Origin of the sequence: Granulicoccus phenolivorans DSM 17626 = NBRC 107789 = JCM 15570, from assembly GCF_000423085.1 — a bacterium.
In the GTDB taxonomy this organism is placed as follows: domain Bacteria; phylum Actinomycetota; class Actinomycetes; order Propionibacteriales; family Propionibacteriaceae; genus Granulicoccus; species Granulicoccus phenolivorans.
The window spans coordinates 1-16,355 of record NZ_AUHH01000039.1 but is presented as its reverse complement, the minus strand read 5'-3'; the positions used below and the strand labels follow the sequence as shown (position 1 = coordinate 16,355).

Annotated in this window: 16 protein-coding genes, 2 pseudogenes and 1 riboswitch; of the genes and pseudogenes, 6 read left to right on the top strand and 12 right to left on the bottom strand. The window is 71.5% G+C overall.

What is annotated here, in order from left to right; genetic code table 11:
* Positions 1–49: 49 nt before the first annotated feature.
* Both G531_RS22870 and G531_RS22865 read left to right on the top strand, forming a co-directional pair.
* Positions 50–1,363 carry a sodium:proton exchanger gene (locus tag G531_RS22870; RefSeq protein ID WP_051215540.1) on the top strand — a complete coding sequence of 438 codons (1,314 nt, stop codon included), beginning with the start codon at positions 50–52 and terminating at the stop codon, positions 1,361–1,363.
* Positions 1,360–2,064: a metal-dependent transcriptional regulator gene (locus tag G531_RS22865; protein WP_051215539.1), complete on the top strand. Its 705-nt coding sequence runs from the start codon at positions 1,360–1,362 to the stop codon at positions 2,062–2,064. The genes G531_RS22870 and G531_RS22865 overlap by 4 nt, the downstream gene beginning before the upstream one ends.
* Positions 2,065–2,076: 12 nt before the next feature.
* Here the strand turns inward: G531_RS22865 and G531_RS0114525 are convergent, their stop codons facing one another.
* From G531_RS0114525 to G531_RS0114505, 5 genes are all read right to left on the bottom strand, one after another.
* A complete protein-coding gene (locus tag G531_RS0114525; protein WP_026927810.1) occupies positions 2,077–2,724 on the bottom strand; it encodes a TenA family protein in 648 nt (215 codons plus the stop codon).
* Complete coding sequence (gene thiD, locus G531_RS0114520) at positions 2,721–3,557, bottom strand: bifunctional hydroxymethylpyrimidine kinase/phosphomethylpyrimidine kinase (protein ID WP_026927809.1); 837 nt, start codon at positions 3,555–3,557, stop codon at positions 2,721–2,723. Before thiD ends, G531_RS0114525 begins: the two co-directional genes overlap by 4 nt.
* Positions 3,542–4,225: a thiamine phosphate synthase gene (locus G531_RS0114515; RefSeq protein WP_026927808.1), complete on the bottom strand. Its 684-nt coding sequence runs from the start codon at positions 4,223–4,225 to the stop codon at positions 3,542–3,544. The genes thiD and G531_RS0114515 overlap by 16 nt, the downstream gene beginning before the upstream one ends.
* Positions 4,216–5,028 (bottom strand): hydroxyethylthiazole kinase, encoded by an 813-nt coding sequence (gene thiM / locus G531_RS0114510; protein WP_051215538.1) that lies wholly within the window; start codon positions 5,026–5,028, stop codon positions 4,216–4,218. The genes G531_RS0114515 and thiM overlap by 10 nt, the downstream gene beginning before the upstream one ends.
* Positions 5,021–6,388 carry an MFS transporter gene (locus tag G531_RS0114505; protein ID WP_081684150.1) on the bottom strand — a complete coding sequence of 456 codons (1,368 nt, stop codon included), beginning with the start codon at positions 6,386–6,388 and terminating at the stop codon, positions 5,021–5,023. The genes thiM and G531_RS0114505 overlap by 8 nt, the downstream gene beginning before the upstream one ends.
* A riboswitch (TPP riboswitch) is annotated at positions 6,379–6,484 on the bottom strand. Its footprint overlaps the gene before it by 10 nt.
* 277 nt (positions 6,485–6,761) lie before the next feature.
* On the opposite strand from G531_RS0114505, the gene G531_RS22860 reads away from it, so the two are divergent.
* Both G531_RS22860 and G531_RS27025 read left to right on the top strand, forming a co-directional pair.
* A complete protein-coding gene (locus tag G531_RS22860) occupies positions 6,762–7,205 on the top strand; it encodes a response regulator (RefSeq protein ID WP_306304605.1) in 444 nt (147 codons plus the stop codon).
* Between the two features lie 3 nt (positions 7,206–7,208).
* Positions 7,209–7,415 (top strand): response regulator transcription factor, encoded by a 207-nt coding sequence (locus G531_RS27025; RefSeq protein ID WP_306304604.1) that lies wholly within the window; start codon positions 7,209–7,211, stop codon positions 7,413–7,415.
* On the opposite strand, the gene G531_RS0114495 is transcribed toward G531_RS27025, so the two are convergent.
* A complete protein-coding gene (locus G531_RS0114495; protein ID WP_026927805.1) occupies positions 7,390–8,001 on the bottom strand; it encodes a hypothetical protein in 612 nt (203 codons plus the stop codon). The genes G531_RS27025 and G531_RS0114495 overlap by 26 nt on opposite strands.
* A 153-nt stretch (positions 8,002–8,154) precedes the next feature.
* Between G531_RS0114495 and G531_RS27020 the strand changes: the two are divergent.
* Positions 8,155–10,017: pseudogene (locus G531_RS27020) on the top strand (sensor histidine kinase); the annotation flags it as partial.
* 21 nt (positions 10,018–10,038) lie between these two features.
* On the opposite strand, the gene G531_RS0114485 reads toward G531_RS27020, so the two are convergent.
* Entirely contained in the window at positions 10,039–10,608 is a 570-nt protein-coding gene (locus G531_RS0114485) for a TetR/AcrR family transcriptional regulator (protein WP_035759123.1), read from the bottom strand.
* Between the two features lie 70 nt (positions 10,609–10,678).
* Here G531_RS0114485 and G531_RS0114480 point away from each other — a divergent pair, with 70 nt between their 5' ends.
* Complete coding sequence (locus G531_RS0114480) at positions 10,679–11,692, top strand: alpha/beta fold hydrolase (protein WP_051215537.1); 1,014 nt, start codon at positions 10,679–10,681, stop codon at positions 11,690–11,692.
* Positions 11,693–12,009: 317 nt separating this feature from the next.
* On the opposite strand, the gene G531_RS25295 is transcribed toward G531_RS0114480, so the two are convergent.
* From G531_RS25295 to G531_RS26175, 5 genes and pseudogenes are all read right to left on the bottom strand, one after another.
* A complete protein-coding gene (locus G531_RS25295; protein ID WP_026927801.1) occupies positions 12,010–12,264 on the bottom strand; it encodes an addiction module protein in 255 nt (84 codons plus the stop codon).
* A 38-nt stretch (positions 12,265–12,302) separates the two neighbouring features.
* Complete coding sequence (locus tag G531_RS0114470) at positions 12,303–12,719, bottom strand: VOC family protein (RefSeq protein WP_026927800.1); 417 nt, start codon at positions 12,717–12,719, stop codon at positions 12,303–12,305.
* Positions 12,720–12,764: 45 nt separating this feature from the next.
* A complete protein-coding gene (locus tag G531_RS0114465) occupies positions 12,765–14,744 on the bottom strand; it encodes a M13 family metallopeptidase (protein WP_051215536.1) in 1,980 nt (659 codons plus the stop codon).
* Positions 14,745–14,760: 16 nt separating this feature from the next.
* Entirely contained in the window at positions 14,761–15,969 is a 1,209-nt protein-coding gene (locus tag G531_RS24775; protein ID WP_145978753.1) for a hypothetical protein, read from the bottom strand.
* Between the two features lie 128 nt (positions 15,970–16,097).
* Positions 16,098–16,355 (bottom strand): annotated as a pseudogene (locus G531_RS26175) (2-oxoacid:ferredoxin oxidoreductase subunit beta); the annotation flags it as partial.

Sequence of the window (16,355 nt, the reverse complement as noted above, 5' to 3'; positions counted from 1 at the left end):
GTGCAACCGCTTCCGCGCGCTTCGGTCCATCCGACCGAAAGGGGCTCCCATGCCCGGCCCACTCATCCGCAAGCTCGCGCTGTGCCTGGCGATCGCCACGCCCGCGATCGTGTTCCGCATCGGCGGCTTCGCCCCGAATCCGGTCCTCGACATGATCATCTTCGGCGCCGCCGTCGTGGCGTCCTCCTTCATGCTGGCGTGGGCCGCCGAGGCAGCCCAGAAGGACATCTCCGGTGGTCTGGCCATCGCGATCCTGGCGCTGATCGCGGTGCTGCCGGAGTACGCGGTGGACCTCTACTACGCCTACCGCGCCGGGCACGACCCGGCGTACACCCACTATGCGGCAGCGAACATGACCGGCTCGAACCGGCTGCTGCTCGGCTTCGGCTGGCCGCTGGTGGTGCTGATCGCGGTGTGGGTCGCCAACCGCGCCCTGCCCCGGCGCAGCCCGGAGCGCACCGACTACCTGGCGCTGCCCCGCACCTCCCGCTTCGACGTCGGCTATCTGGCGATCCTGGCGGTGCTGGCGTTCGCGATCCCGCTGCTGGGCCGGATCCCGATCTGGTTCGGCGTACTCCTGATCGCCGCCTTCGCGATCTACCTGTGGCGTTCGGGCCGGATCCACGCCGACGGCGAGGAGGAGTTCGTCGGGACCGCCAAGTTGATCGCCGACCTGCCCACCCGGACCCGTCGGGTCACCTTCGTCGGCATGTTCGTCGTCGCCGCGGCGATCATTCTCGCCTCGGCCGAACCTTTCGCCACCAGCCTGGTCAACACCGGCGTGACGCTCGGGTTCGATCCGTACTTCCTGGTGCAGTGGCTGGCCCCGCTCGCCTCCGAGGCGCCGGAGTTCATCGTCGCGGTCGTGTTCGCCCTGCGCGGGATGGGGGCGGCCGCGATCGGCACGCTGATCGCCTCGAAGATCAACCAGTGGAGCCTGCTCGTCGGGTCGCTGCCGATCGCCTACGCCGTCGGCGGCGGTGGGTCCGCGCTGCCGCTGGATGCCCGCCAGATCGAGGAGTTCGTGCTCACCGGCACCCAGACCCTGATGGGGGTGGCGATCATCATCGCGTTGCGCTTCCATCGCTGGTCGGCGATCGCGCTCGCGGCGATCTTCGCGGTGCAGTTCTTTGTCACCGACACCACCGGCCGCTACCTGCTGTCGGGAGTCCAGGTGGCGATTGCCGTGGTCGCGCTGATCATCCATCGCCACGACATTCTGCCCACCCTGGCCGCGCCGTTCCGGCGCGCGGCCTCGTTCCAGGCACCCGCGGGTACGCCGGCGCCGTCGGCGGTGGGCGCCACCGGCCCGACCGGGGGAACCGCACCGACCGCAGCCGTGGTTGAGAAGATGGCGGAGTGACCAGGTCCGCAGCACGCACCAGCCGGGTGGAGGAGGACTACCTCCGGCTGATCTGGAAGGCGCAGGAGTGGGAGCAGCGGGGCGCGACGCCGGCCGAGCTGAGCGCCGCGACCGGGACCGTCCCGTCCGCGGTGACCGGCGCGCTCGCCCGGCTGGCCAAGCGCGGGCTGATCGAGCACGAACCCTACGGCCCGGCCACGCTCACCGAAGCCGGTCGCCGGCTCGCGGTGCCGATGGTCCGCCGACACCGGCTGATCGAGACGCTCCTGGTCGAACGGTTCGGCTACACCTGGGACGAGGTCGACGAGGAGGCCGAGCTGCTGGAGCATGCGATCTCCGACCGGTTCCTGGACCGGATCGACGCGATGCTCGGCTTCCCCGCGCACGATCCGCACGGCGACCCGATCCCCGACCGCGCCGGCCGGGTGGACCGGCCGGCCACGATCCGGCTGCGGGATCTCCCCGACGGGCAGACAGCCGAGGTCGTCCGCGTGTCCGACCACGATCCGGCACTGCTGCGCTACTTCGCCGAACTCGGCATCGTCCCCGGCGCCCGGGTCCAGATCCTGGCGCGCCGGGAGTTCGCCGCCTCCGTGGCCGTCGTCGTCGGCGGGACGAGCCGGGAGCTCTCCCTGGTCGCCGCCGGGTCGGTGTGGACCACCGACCCCGGGGACGGCCCGGATCCGCGCCCCGCCGGTTGAGCCGCCGCCGGGTCAGACCGGCCAGTTCTCCTGCCGCATCGGCGCATCCCAGAACATCCACTCATACCGGCTCGCGGTCCGGTGCGCCGCCCGCATCTGCTCCCGGATCGTCGGGGTCGCCGCTGCCGCGGCCTGATCGACCAGGGCTCGGGCCCGGTCGGTCTGCTCGGCGAAGACCGGGTCACCGTAGGCGGCCAGCCAATCGGCGTACGGATGATCGGGGTGCTGCCCGGCCTGCTCCCACAGCCGCTGTCCGACATCGGTGTAGATCCAGAAGCAGGGCAGCACGGCCGCGGCCTGGACGGCGTACCCGGCGCGCAGCCCGGTGGCCAGCAGGAAGTCGGTGTACGCCTGACAGACCGGCGACTTCACCACCCGATCCGGATCCGCGACATGCGTGGCATGCAGCCGCTCGGCCTCCTCGTTGGCGCCGTGCGCGGCGAGGGCGAAGAACGAGGTCGCCGACCCGTCGGGGGCCTGCACGGCCAGTTGCGCCAGGGCCGTGGCGTAGTCCCGCAGATAGAGCCAGTCCTGGCCCAGATAGTGCCGGAAGATGTCGCGGTGCAGCGTCCCGTCGGCCAGCCGACGCAGGAAGGGCAGTTCGTCGATCGCCGTACGGATGGTCGCGGTGTCGGCCCACAGTTCGTCGGTGAACCTCATGCGTGGCTCCCGGACGGATCGGCCGGCCAGAGTTGATGGAAGTGATGGACCGGGCCATGGCCGTGCCCGACCTCGAGCCGGTCCGCGGCGGCCAGCGCCCCGGTCAGCCAGGCCTTGGCGTCGGCGATGGCGGTACGCCAGTCCGGGCGCTGGGGGCGCAGCGCGGCGATCGCCGAGGAGAGGCTGCACCCGGTGCCGTGGGTGTTCTGCGTCCGCACCACGGGCGCGGTGAACTCGGTCACCCCGGCGGCGTCGGCGTACACATCGACGGCCTGCCCGCTCAGCCCGACCCCACCGGGAGCGTGCCCGCCCTTGACCAGCGCCGTCGTACCCAGCGCCGCGAGGGCCCGGGCCTGCGCGGCCATCCCGGCGCGATCCGACGCCGGCTCGGTCCCCAGCAGGACGGCCGCCTCGGGCAGGTTCGGCGTGATCACCTCGGCCAGTGGCAGCAACTCCCGCACCGCGGCGACGGCATCGGCATCCAGCAGCCGGTCGCCGGAGGTGGCGACCATCACCGGATCGAGCACCACCGGTACGCCGGGCACCGACCGCAGCAGCTCGGCCACGCACCGGGCCAACTCGGCGGTGCCGAGCATGCCGATCTTGATCGCATCGATCCGGACATCGGCGATCAGGGTCTCGAACTGCTCCCGGACGAAGTCGGCCGGCACCGGCCGGACCCCGGTCACCCCGCGAGTGTTCTGCGCGGTCAGCGCGGTGATCACGGTCGTGCCGTAGGCGCCCAGCGCGGAGAACGACTTCAGATCGGCCTGGATCCCGGCGCCCCCGGACGGATCGGACCCGGCGATGGTGAGGGCTACCGGCGGACGCATCGGGCCTCCGCGGCACCCCGGTCGAAGGCGGCGACACAGTCGCGCACCAGCGCTTCGGGGTCGGCGGCGTCGGCGATCGCGCGGACCATCGCGACCCCGGCGACTCCGGTCCCGGCCAGGTCGGCCACATCGGCGGGGGTGACGTCCCCGATCGCGACGATCGGCAGCTCGGTGGCCGCGACCAGTGCGAGATAGCCGGTCAGGCCCAGCGGTGGCCGGGTCACCTGCTTGGTCGGCGTGGGTCGGAACGGACCGGCGCCGACATAGTCGATCGAGTCCCGCATCGTGTCGGCGGTGCGGACCAGGTCGAGGGTTCCGGTGGTCCAGCCGATCAGCGCGTCCGGCCCGAGCAGGGCCCGGGCGGCGGCCGGCGGCAGGTCGTCGGCGCCGAGGTGGACGCCGTGCACCGGGGCTCCGGCGAGCCGGGCCGCGTAGGCCACCTCGACGGAATCGTCGACCACCACCCGGGTGCTCGGGTGGGCGGCAGCGACCGCTGCGGCGACCTCGGTGACCAGGGCCAGCAGCGGCCGGGCGGTCAGCCCCTTGGCCCGGACCTGGATCACCCCGGCGCCTCCGGCGGCAGCCGCAGCGGCGGTCGAGACGGTGCGTCGGTCGGTTCCGGTGGTCACCTGGTAGACGCGGTAGTCGACCGCAGTTCTCACTGGCATCGTTCGGTTCCCTTCGTGAGGTCGGCGGGGGTGAGGGCGTCCAGGTCGTCGAGCAGGGCGATCCGGAACGACCCCGGATGCGGGGCCCGGTCCGCGGCACGTTCGCCGGCCAGGCCCAGCCAGAGGGTCGCGGTGACCGCGGCGGTCAGCGGATCGGTGACCGCGCAGCAGGCGGCGGTCAGCGCCCCGAGGGCACAGCCGGTCCCGGTGACCCGGGTGAGCAACCGATGCCCGGCCCGGACCCGGATCACTCGGGTCCCGGTGGTGATCACATCGACGGCCCCGGACAGTGCCACCACCGGCCCGGACCCGGTCGATCCGCCGGCCAGCCGGACCGCGTCCTCGACCACCGCGGCGGCCTCGGCGGTGCTGTCCGCGCCCCGCCCGCCAGTGCCGGCGCCGGCCAGCGCCTGGATCTCCGAGGCATTTCCGCGGACGACCGCCGGGGCGAGGCCGAGCAGCCGGTGGGCCAGCGGCGTACGGACCGGGGCGATGCCGATCGCGGCCGGATCCAGCACCCACGGCAGCCCGCGGCGCCGGGCCGCGATCACGGTCGGTTCCATCGCCGCGGCCCCGTCGGTGCTGAGGGTGCCCAGGTTGATCAGCAACGCGTCGGCGACGGCGACCATCGCCGGCGCCTCGGTCGGGGTGTTGGTCATCATCGGGCGAGCGCCCGCCGCCAGCAGCGCATCGGCGACGAAGTTCTCGGTCACCGACGCGGTCAGGCAGTGCACCACCGGCGCCCGGTCCCGGACCGCCGCGAGCACTGCCCCCGGCTCGGTCGCGACTCCCGGATCAACCACGCGCCACCTCCTGGCGGGCGGCGACGGTCTCCAGGTCGGCGTCGATGTCGGCCGGCGACAGCCGCGGGCCGAGCGCCCCGCAGCCGGCCACCAGCAGCCCGCCGAGCGCGATCAGCACCAGCACCGGCGCATCCGGCCCGAACTGCGCCTGCAGCGGCGGCAGATAGAACGGGTACAGCGCCGGCAGCACGATCGACAGGCTGTACGCGGTCCCGTACGCGGTGGCCCGGATCGAGGTCGGGAACCGCTCGTTGATGTACGCCCCGACCGGCCCGTACTGGGTCACCGTGAGCACCTGCAGCAGCGCCACCCCGACCAGCGCGGCGGCGAAGGTCCCGATCGTGACGATCCCGAGGAAGACCAGCGGACCCCCGATCGCGGCCACCAGGCCACCGACGATGAAGAACCGCCGCCGCCCGGTCAGCGTGGACAGGTGCCCGGTGCGGGCCATCACCAGAGCCTGGGCGACCGAGGCGACTCCCATCACCAGCGGCACCTGGCGGGCGTCCAGGCCCAGGCTCGGGAGGCGTTGGGTGACGCCGATCACGACCATGTTGGTGGCGATCCACAGCCCGCTCATCAGGCCGAAGACCTGCCAGAACTGTCCCGCCCAGCGGCCGAACATCACCGACCGCAGGCCCGGCTTCGGCCCGGTGACGCCGGCAGCGACCGCCTTGTTGCGGTGGTACAGCGGTGCGTCGGCGACCCGGCGGCTGTAGTAGATCAGCATCCCGACCGAGGCGCCGGCGCCGGCCAGGAACGACAGCCGCCAGCCCCAGCTCGCGTACGCCGCGGCCCCGAACACCGCCAACTGGCCGACGGTGACGAAGGCGATCGTCGCCTGCGCCCACGGGGCCATCGACATGATGCGGCCGGAGACCAGGCCGCGGCGGCGCGGGGTGGACCATTCCATCGCCAGCGGGATGGCCGAGGTGTACTCCCCGGCCAGAAAGATTCCGCCGAGGAACCGGAAGGCGATGATCAGCCCGATGGTGGCCGCGCCGAGCCATTCGTGGGTCGGGGTGAGCGCGATCGCCAGGGTGCAGGTGGCGGTCCCGGCGATCGCCACCTTCGTGGTCGCGGTCCGCCCGATGCGGTCCGAGACTCGGCCGAAGATCATCGCGCCGAGGGGGCGGCCGATCAACGTGGCCATCACGATGATCGCCGCGGTGGTCGCGGTGGCATGCGGCCCGGCGATGGCGGCCAGGGCCGGAGCCAGGGCGGTCACCGGCAGGAAGATGTTGAGTTGGTCGACGTAGTTGCCCCAGACACCGCCCCGGACGGCGGCCTGGCCGTCGGCGGGCAGATCGGGGACGAGCCCCGGTCGGCGGGTTCGGGTGGGTGCGCTGGATTGCGGCATGGCTTCCTTCCTTCGCCGGCATGACCCGGATCAGGTTCATACGGTCCAGACAGCAGTCTGTTCTCAGCCCCTGCTGGGGCTCCCGTGGATGGTGCCGCCCACCCTAGCCGATCCGGTCCCGGGCTTCGGGCACTACCGACGGTCGGCTTGGCGAAGAATTGTCCGTATCGATGCACTCATTTCTGGGAGGCCTCAGTCAGCGGGCATTTGAACTCTGTTCAAATCGGGTTGAGTGCATCGAGACGGTCAAGTGGCGTCCGAGCGCCCCGGACCTCAGGCAGTCAGCGGCCTCTCTTTCCCATGGGGAGCCGATCTTCGGCTATCGCGCTCGGTACCCTGCAGGTAGTCGGGGGAAGGAGCGGCCGTGATCCGCATGGTGATCGCTGACGACCAGGACCTGATCCGGGTCGGGCTGCGGACGATCCTGAGTGCCGAACCCGACTTCGAGGTCGTCGGGGAGGCCGCCGACGGGGCCGCCGCCGCCCGCGTTGCCGCCGCGGAGTCCGCCGACATCGTGCTGATGGATGTCGAGATGCCCGGCCACGACGGCATCGCCGGGGTAACCGCCGTACTCGAGGCCCGACCGCAGACCAAGGTGATCATGCTGACCACCTTCGACCTGGATGAGTACATCGCCGGTGCGCTGCGGGCCGGGGCCTCGGGGTTCCTGCTCAAGACGACGCCGCGGACCGACCTGGTCGCCGCAATCCGCCGGGTCCGGGCCGGGGAACTCATGTTCGGCGCCACCGTCACCCGACGCCTGGTGGAGCAGTTCGTGGCCACCCCGTCGCGGGACCGGGCCGAGCAGACGCTGTAGGCCCTGACCGCCCGGGAACGCGAGGTCTTCCTGGAATTGGCCAAGGGGCTCAGCAACGCCGAGATCGCCGCCCGGCTCTTCCTCGGCGAGGCGACGGTGAAGACCCATGTCACCCGGATCCTCGCCAAATTGGGCGTGCACGACCGCATTCACGCGGTCGTGCTCGCCTACGAGACCGGAGTGGTCACACCGTCACCCGAGGCGCGGTGACATCGGTCGGTGCCGTCCGTCGCGGAGCGGCGGCGTAGCGCCAACCCAGCAGCGCCAGCCCGAACAGGGTCGCCACCTCGGCGTAGGCAGGGTGGGCGAAGCGGGACCCGGTGACGCCCAGCACCACGATCACCACCACCGCCAGCGGCATCCCGATCCCCAGAATCCAGGCCGACGGGGAGCGATCCCGCTGGGCCAGCAGGACGATTCCGAGGACCATGGCCAGGATCATCGACAGCAGGAACGGCACAGTCATGTCGATCGGCACCGTGCCGATGGCGCCGCTGGCGACGAAGGCGATCCCCAGCACGGCGTGGACAGCGACAAGGAGCCAGCGCAGCACCTGCCGGACCGGGCGTCCGGTGAACACCTGCCCGGCACCGAACACGAGGACGGCGACGATCGCCAGGTAACTGAAGCCATGGATGAAACCGGACAGAAAGTGCACGGGGGTCCCGTTGAGGAGGCCGGTTCCGTCGTCGGACACGAGGTTGCGACCGGTCAGCCCGAAGGCGAGCGCGTCGCCGACGGCCAGTGCGGTGAGCGGGAGGGCGAGGATGACGGCGAGGACGTTGAGGCGGGACATCGGAGTTCCTTCCAGGTTGGTACCTCTACGCTCCCGCAGCCGGTGGGTCGCCGGCGTCGTCCGTGGCGCACCCTCCTGATGGCCGACCGGGGGGAGGGCCGGTCCGCCCTGCGGGGGATGTGGACCGCGGATCGCGGCGGATAGTGTCGCGGTATGCGTGGCGCGTTGCAGTACCGCACTCCGTGGCTGATCGCCACGGTGTGCGCGGCTGCTACCGTCGCGCTGCTGACCTGGGAGGCCGCGCTGGATCCGGTCCTGCGGCCGCAGAAGCTGGGCAGCGCCCTCTGGTTGACGCCGCCGCTGGCCTTCGCCGGGGTCCTGTTGTTGTGGATCCGACCCTGGCTGGGTGCTCTTCTGGTGGTGCTGGGGAGCTCGCTGATCGTGGGTGCCCGGGGCAGCGAAAGCGCCGCCTGGCTGCCCCCGATCCTGGTCGCGTTCTACGTGCTCGGTCGTCGGGCGCCGGCCTGGCAGGGCTGGCTCCTGATCGCGGTGGCGCTGACCCTGAGCGGTCTGTCCGGCCATGACTCGATGGCCGTCGCGGTGGCGAGTGCGGCGTACGGGCTGGTGCTGTTCACCGTGGTCTGGGGCTTCGGTCGGGCCGTACGCCGGCGAGCCGGGCGGGCTGCTCGGGCCCGGGCCGAGGCGGGGGAACTGGCCGCCCAGGACCCGGAGGTGCGGGCCGACCGGGTGGTGGCCGCGGAACGCCGGCGGCTGGGGACCGACCTGCTGACGGTGGTCCGGGAGTCGGTGACCGCGATGCGTGAGGACGCGCTGCAGGCCCGCCGGACGCTGGACCCCGCCGACATCGGCCGGATCCAGGTCCGCGGGGCCGCCGCCGTCGCCGACATGCGCCGCCTGCTGGGCCTGCTGCGGCAGGAGGCAGCACCGGCCGGGGCGACACCTCCTGGGACGGCGGTGGCCAGGGCGGCGCGGCGGGTCCGCCGGTGGCCGGATGCGTTGGCCGGGCTAATGCTCGGCGTCGGCATGGTCATCGACATCGCGCTGACCCAGCCCGGTGCCCTCGAGCGTCCGATGTTGTTGTCGCCGGTGGTGCTGGTGGTCGTCGGGGTGGCCTTGCGGCGGCATCGCCCGGTGCTCGCCTGCCTGCTGCTGGCGGCAGTCGCCGCGTCCACCCTGCTGCCCGGCGCGCTCAACCTGTTCGTGGTGGGCTTTCTCATCGCGCTCGCCCTGGTCGGCTGGAGTGTCGGCAGCCGGGGTGGCTGGATGCGGTGGCTCGGCTTAGCGGTCACCCTGAGCGGCATCCTGGCCGGGACCGCCGCGACCGATCCGGGCAATGCGGCGATCATGGTGGCGGTGCCGGCGGCCGCGGCGGCGAGCGGGCGGGCGTGGTCCTTGCGGGCGGGCGAACAGGAGGCCGCGGAGCAGCAGGCCCGACAGCGGCAGGCCGAACTCGACGCTGCGGTCGCGGCCGCGGTTGCCGCCGAACGTGGCCGGGTCGCCCGGGAACTGCACGATGTGACCAGCCACGCACTGGGTGTGATGGTGCTCCAGGCCGGTGCCGCCGAGGCCACCGTGGCGAGCGATCCGGCCGTGGCGCGCGAGGCCCTGGACCGGGTGGTGACCAACGGGGAGGTGGCCCTGGTCGAACTGGAGCGGCTCGGCGCGGCCTTCGCGCCTCCGGGGGAGGATCCGCCCCCGGAGCCCCTCGCCACCCGGATCGCCGGGCTGGTCACCCGGATGCAGGACGCCGACCTGGCGATCACCGCGGAGGTCGAGGTGTCCCCGGCCGATCCCGAGGTGGCCCACATCGCCTATCGCGTGGTGCAGGAGGGGCTGACCAATGCGGCCCGGTACGCGCCCGGCTCGGTGGTCGACGTCCGGATCACTGCCGCGAAATCCGGGATCGGCGTGGCGGTGGAGAACACCGCGCCGACCGGGACGCCGGCCGGAGCCGGGTCGGGTTTCGGGCTGGCCGGGGCCGCGGAACGGGTCCGCGCCCACGGTGGGAGTCTGGTGGCCGAACCGAGCCCGACCGGCGGGTTCCGGCTGAGTGCGCTGATCCCGGACCGGGCCGGCTCAGCCGAGCCAGCGGTCGAGTTCGGCATCGATGGTCGCGGTGGCCTCGGCGACGGTCAGCGTACCGAGCAGGACGCGGAGCACGAGCCCGTCAGCGGACGCGGTCAGGGCATGGCCGGCCGCGACGGCGTCCACCGCTGACCCAGCAGCCTGTCGAACCAGGTCGGTCGCGGTGTCCTGCATGCCCTGCCAGCCCTCCCGGATCAGGGCCGCCAGGTCCGGGTCGGTGGTCGCGGCGCCGATGAACGCGTACCAGACGCTCGTGCCGCGCCGGGCCGACGCACTGGCGGGCAGGGCCATCACCAGCAGGTTCCGCAGATTTTCGCGCGGCCCGGCCTCGGCCGCAGCGGACTCGAACTGCTGCTGGGCCCGGGTCAGCACCAGCCGGCAGGCATGCCGGACGAGTTCGTCCTTGTCGGCGAAGTAGTGCTGGACCCGGCCCATCGACACCCCGGCGGCCGCGGCGACCGAGCGCAAGGAGACCGCGGCCAGGCCCTGCTCGGCCGCCACGGTGATCACCCCGTACGCGATCTCGGCGCGGCGCTGCTCAGGATCCACGACTCTCGGCACCGGACCAGCCTAACCGATGCGACCGCATTGCAATCTGTTACGATGCATCTGCATCGCAAAAGGAGAGGTCATGTCTGCCACTCGAACGATCGTCCGTCGCAGCCTGCTCGGTCTCGGGGTGATCGTGGCCGTGCCGGTGCTGTTCACCGGGCTGAATGTGGCGATCCTGCTCGCCACCGATGACCGCATTCCGGTGAGTCACTGGAAGTCCGCCGAGAGCCGGTCCCGCTTCGAGGCGACGTACGCCGAAACGATGCGGCTGCTGCCCGAGCCGAGCCTGACCCGGGACGTGATGACCGACTTCGGGACGGTGCGGGCGTACCGCTTCGACCGGCCGGACGCGGACGAGGCCTATCGCGCCCAGGACCCACTCGTGCTGCTGCCCGGTCACTCGGCGCCCGTGCCGATGTGGCTGGGCAATATCCCGCACTATCTGCCGGATCGGCCGGTGATCGCGATCGACCTGCTGGGCCAGCCCGGGCTGTCGGTACCGACCCGGCCGGTCACCACCGAGGCCGAGCAGGCCGCCTGGTTGGACCAGACGCTGGCCGGACTGGGCGTCGAACGCGCCCACCTGGTCGGGGTTTCCTTCGGCGGCTGGACCGCGGTCAACTATGCGCTTCACGACCCGGCTCGGGTTGCGACGCTGAGCCTGCTGGAGCCGGCGTTCGTGTTCGCCGACCCGAAACCCGGCTTCATGCTGGCCGCGATGCTGACGGCGTTTCCGCTGCTGCCGGCGGCGTACACCGACTGGTTCATGGCCTACACCGCCGGCGGCGCCCCGATCGATCCGGACCTGCCCGAGGCGAAACTGATCGGCGCCGGGATCGACGACTACCAGGTCGTCGAACCGACGCCGCGCCGCTTCACCGACGCCGAACTGCTCCGGATCGAGGCGCCCATGTTGGTCGTCTTCGGTGGTCGCAGCCCGCTGCACGACTCGGCCGCCGCGCTGGCGAACGCGCGCCGGCTGTTCCCGGAGGCGGAGGCCCGGATCAAGCCGGAGGGCTCGCACGCGGTCCACGGCGAGTACGCCGACGAACTCGACGCCCGGATCCTCGCCTTCGCCCGGCGGCACGGGTGAGTCAGTCGGGAAGCATGCGGGTCCGCCAGTAGCCGGGCCTTCGGCGGTGATGAGCGTAGGCGAGGACCACCAGGTTGTCGTCAGCCAGGTAATACAGAACTCGGTATGGAAACACCGGCACGGCATGCTCCGTACCACCGGAATGCTCCTCCAGCCGGAGACCGGACGGGCCGAATGAGGGTGATCCTGAATTCGCCGGAGAGCCTGGTCGACAGCGTCGTAGAGGTCGTCGCCAAGTCCGGGATTCTGGTCCTCGTACCAGAAGGCGGCAGCCCGGAGTTCGGCACGCGCCGCCGGGTGCTCGCGCCTACTCAGGCTCACTTGCGCCGATCGGCCAGTTCAGCACGCAGTCGGGCGTGGGACTCGTCGACGTCGAGCAGTTCCACGGCGCCGTTCTCGACGTCATCCATGCGTTGCCGGAGTTCACTCAGCCACATCGCATCGACACTGTCCTGGTCCACCTCAGTCGGCTCGGGATCAAGGCTTCGGAGCGCACGATGAATGACGCCGGCACGCTCTTGTGGATTCAGGGCCAGAAGTGCTCGTTCGACATCGCCGACGTTCATGGACATGAGAAGAGTCTAGTTCGCCCGGCGGCTCGGGTGAGTCGTCAGGCGACCGGGAAGCCGATCTCCAACTCGATCCCGCTGGGATCGTCGAACAGGAACTGGCGTACGCCCAACTGCTCCAGCACCCGCTCGGTGTAGGGGTGTCCGGCCCGGTCCAGGCGTTCGCGCAGTTGCTCCGCCTCGGCGGCGGTGTCGGAGTTCAGGCCGAGGTGTTCCAGGTTGCTGGCCAGCGCGGCCCGCCCGGGAATGGCCGCGCCGTCGCGCCCCAGCAGTCCGTTGAGGCCGTCCCCGACCTGGATCAGGTGCAGGAACATGTTCCCGGCCGACCGCACCTCCTCGATCGCGAAATCGAAGCCGGCCAGCGGGGAGACCTCGAAGCCGAGGATGTCGCGGTAGAACGCCGCGGAGGCCTGCACGTCGGCGCAGCGGACGGTGGCGTGGGAATAGTGAATGGGCATGGGGGTCCTTTCGGGTCGTCGAGGGAAGGTCGGGTGGCGGGGTTGTCAGCCCCAGATGACCACCCGGTCGGCGGCGGGCAGCCACAGGCGGTCGGTCTCGGTCACTGCGAAGGCCTGGTAGAAGCCGTCCAGATTCCGCACGATCTGATTGCAGCGGAACTCGTTGGGGGAGTGCGGATCGGTCGCCAACCGCTGCTTGACCGTCTCGGGGCGGAACTTGGCCTGCCAGACCAGGGCCCAGTTGAGGAACAGTCGCTGCTGGCCGGTCTGCCCGTCGATCTCGGGCACCTCACGGCCCTCGGTGGCGATCTGCCAGGCCAGGTACGCGATGGCCAGCCCGCCCAGGTCGCCGATGTTCTCCCCGATCGTCAGCTTGCCGTTGACGTGCTGTCCGTCGGCGCCCTCGGGGGAGAGCGCGTCGTACTGGCCGATCAGGCTGCTGGTCCGCTCCTCGAACGCGGCCCGGTCCGCGGCGGTCCACCAGTCCCGCAGCCGGCCCTCGCCGTCGCAGCGCGAGCCCTGGTCATCGAAACCGTGCCCGATCTCGTGGCCGATCACCGCGCCGATGCCGCCGTAGTTGACCGCGTCGTCGGCCTCGGCATCGAAGAAGGGCGGCTGCAGGATCGCGGCGGGGAAGACGATCTCGTTGCGCAGCGGGTGGTAGTAGGCATTGACCGTCTGCGGGGTCATGAACCACTCGTCCGGGTCGACCGGCTTGCCGACCTTGGCGATGCTGCGGTTCAGCTCGAACCGGTTCGCGGCGATCACATTGCCGACCAGATCGTCCCGGCTGATCTCCAGGCTGGAGTAGTCCCGCCAGTGCTCGGGGTAGGCGATCTTGGGACGGAACGCGGCGAGCTTCTTCAGCGCCTCCTGTTTGGTGTCGGCACCCATCCACGCCAGGTCGGTGATCGAGCGGCGGTACGCCTCCAGCAGGTTCGCCACCAACGCGTCGATGCGCGCCTTGGCCGCCGGCGGGAAGTGCCGCTCGACATAGATCTTGCCGACCGCTTCGCCCAGCGCGCCCTCGACCAGGCTCACCCCGCGCTTCCACCGGTCCCGGTTCGCCGGCATCCCGCTCAGCACGGTTCCGTAGAAGGAGAACCGCTCGGCGACGAACTCCTCGGACAGGTACGCCGAGAACGAGGACAGCAACGTATAGCGGGCCCACCACCGCCAGGCCTGCAGGTCGTATTCGGTGACCAGCTGGGAGACCTCGGTGAAGAAGCTCGGCTGGGCGTTGATCACCGTGCCCAGCGCCTCGGCGGGGATCTCGGCCCCGGCCAGGTACTCCGCCCAGGGAATCTGCGTACTGCCGGTGAACTCGGCGAAGGTCATCGGGTTGTACATCTGCTGCATGTCCCGGGTCCGGACCTTGTCCCAGTGCCGGGCGGCGATCCGCTCCTCCAGCTCGAACAGCAGCCGGGCTCCCTCGGCAGCATCATCGGCCCAGCCGGCCAGCGCGAACGTACGCTCCACATGGGCGACGTACTCGGTGCGGATCTCGCTGAACTCCGGGGCGCGGTAGTACTCCTCATCGGGCAGGCCCAGTCCGCTCTGGCCGATGAACATCACCATCTGCGACGGGTCGCCGGGGTCGGAGTCGGCGTCCAGTCCCCACAGGCTGCGCGCCCCGAGCCGGGTCAGCCGGCCGAGCAGCCGGGTCAGCGCCGCGGCGGAATCCACCTCGTCGATCGCGGCCAGTTCGGCCCGCAGCGGGTCCAGTCCCTTGGCCTCGATGGTGTCGATGTCCATGAAGCTGGCGTACAGGTCGGCGATCTTGGTCCGCTCGGCGGAGTCGGACCCGGAACCGTCGGTCTCGGCGGCCAGGCCGGTGATGATGTCCCGGACGGCCTCCTCGGCCTGATCGCGCAGTTCGACGAACGCACCGATCCCGGGCTTGTCGTCGGGGATCGTCGCCTCGGCCAGCCAACGTCCATTGACGTGGCGGAACAGGTCGTCCTGCGGGCGTACGTTCTGGTCGAAATCGATGCGGCTCAACGCATCCGGGCGTACCTCAGTCACCCGGTCAGCGTACTTGCTACTTGGTGAAGGCCACCTGCACGGTCTCCTGGGTCATCGGGGCGCGCACCTTGGCGGTGAGGTTCAGCGGGGTCCGGTCGATGGTGGCGATCCCCCGGCCGGTGTCGACCTTCAGCGAGATGGTCAGTTCCAGCGGCAGGCTGACTTCGGCACGGGACTCATCGGCGACCGAGAGTTCGGGCTGCAGGCTCTCCCAGTCGGGTTCTTTGGCCAGCTTCCATTCGATGGTCTCCGGCTGCGGGGTGTTGCCCGCCGGCAGTGCCGCGCTCTGCGGGCAGCCGGCCGGGGCCATCGCCTGCTGGGCCAGGCACTTGGTCAGGGCGGTCCGGGTGGCCCGCAGGAACGCGGCCCGCCCCTCGGCGGTCAACGCGGCGCGGGGGGTGACCTGGGCACTGGCAGCCGGATCGGTGACGGTGAAGGTGTCCTCGGTGTAGGCGAGATAGGGCAGCCCGGTGGACAGTTGGTAGCTGCCGGGGAAGATCTCGACGGTGCCGTCGTGGAGTTCGACCCCGTTCAACCGGACCGGCACCTTCGGCCGGATCACCTGAGCGCTCGCCAGCCCGTCGGTCACCTTCCAGGCGCCGTCGGGTCCCTGCTGCACCGAATAGGAGGTCGCCACCTGCTGCGGGCCCAGCCGGTAGCTGACCGGCACCTCGTTGTCGGCGGTGGGCGTCCCCACCTGCACGTCGGTCAGCGGCGCCAGCGCACCGGAGGCCTCCAGGACCGGACGGGTGAGGAAGGTCCGATCGGCCGGTGGCTCGGAGAGCAGGGCGAGCGCGGCATCGGCGTCGGCGTTGCCGAGCGCGGCCAGGTAGTCCTCGACCACGGCCCGGGCCCGGGCGGTGCCGGCCCCGGGGGGACCACCCTGGAGCAGCAGCAGGGCGGCGGTGCCCAGACCCGCGACCAGCACGGTGACCCCGAGGACCAGGACCACGGTCAGCAGTCGTTGGTCGGTACGCCGGCGGCGACCCGGGGCCGGCGGTGCGGCCCGGGGACCGGACCCCTGCCCGGGTGGTGCTCCGAGGGGCTGTCCCGGTTGCGGGCCCGGGCCGGGCTGTCCCGCTGCGTACGCCGGCGGCGCAAACGATCCCGGCGGCGCGAACGGAGGCGGGGCAGCCGGGACGAAGGGCTGCCGGGGGCGGGAGACAGTGGTGATCTCGGGGGTGTTGACCGGCTTCCACCGGTTCTGGCCCGGCGGGGCGATCATCGTCGCGTCGTCACCCGGATCCGCGGGCGGAACGGGGCCGGGGCCCCGGGCGCCCGGTGGACCCGGCTGGGCACCCTGCATCTGCACACCTCCCTCAATGTGCCCTCAGGATACCCAGCCTCAGCGGGTCAGCCGAGCGTCCAGGTGTCGTTGCCGTTGATCAGGGCCTGGAGGTCGGCATCGGTGACCGGGGTCTCGCCCTGGGCGGCACGGACCTGCGCGCGGGCGAGGTCGTCGTAGGCGGGCCGGTCCACGTCCCGGAAGATCCCGATCGGGGCCCGGCGCAGCACCCCGGCATCGGTCAGCCGGGACAACGCGAACGCGTACGCCGGGTCCGGGTTGTGCGCATCATGGACCAGCACCGCCTCGGCGCCGACCTCGGCGAC

Excerpts from the sequence above, each read along its gene's own strand:
- thiD (WP_026927809.1), bottom strand. The coding sequence starts at position 3,557 with ATGCGTCCGCCGGTAGCCCTCACCATCGCCGGGTCCGATCCGTCCGGG.
- G531_RS0114470 (WP_026927800.1), bottom strand. The coding sequence starts at position 12,719 with ATGCCCATTCACTATTCCCACGCCACCGTCCGCTGCGCCGACGTGCAG.
- G531_RS22860 (WP_306304605.1), top strand. The coding sequence starts at position 6,762 with ATGGTGATCGCTGACGACCAGGACCTGATCCGGGTCGGGCTGCGGACG.
- G531_RS24775 (WP_145978753.1), bottom strand. The coding sequence starts at position 15,969 with ATGATCGCCCCGCCGGGCCAGAACCGGTGGAAGCCGGTCAACACCCCC.
- G531_RS0114525 (WP_026927810.1), bottom strand. The coding sequence starts at position 2,724 with ATGAGGTTCACCGACGAACTGTGGGCCGACACCGCGACCATCCGTACG.
- G531_RS0114495 (WP_026927805.1), bottom strand. The coding sequence starts at position 8,001 with ATGTCCCGCCTCAACGTCCTCGCCGTCATCCTCGCCCTCCCGCTCACC.
- G531_RS0114505 (WP_081684150.1), bottom strand. The coding sequence starts at position 6,388 with ATGCCGCAATCCAGCGCACCCACCCGAACCCGCCGACCGGGGCTCGTC.
- G531_RS0114515 (WP_026927808.1), bottom strand. The coding sequence starts at position 4,225 with ATGCCAGTGAGAACTGCGGTCGACTACCGCGTCTACCAGGTGACCACC.
- G531_RS0114480 (WP_051215537.1), top strand. The coding sequence starts at position 10,679 with ATGTCTGCCACTCGAACGATCGTCCGTCGCAGCCTGCTCGGTCTCGGG.
- G531_RS25295 (WP_026927801.1), bottom strand. The coding sequence starts at position 12,264 with ATGTCCATGAACGTCGGCGATGTCGAACGAGCACTTCTGGCCCTGAAT.
- G531_RS22870 (WP_051215540.1), top strand. The coding sequence starts at position 50 with ATGCCCGGCCCACTCATCCGCAAGCTCGCGCTGTGCCTGGCGATCGCC.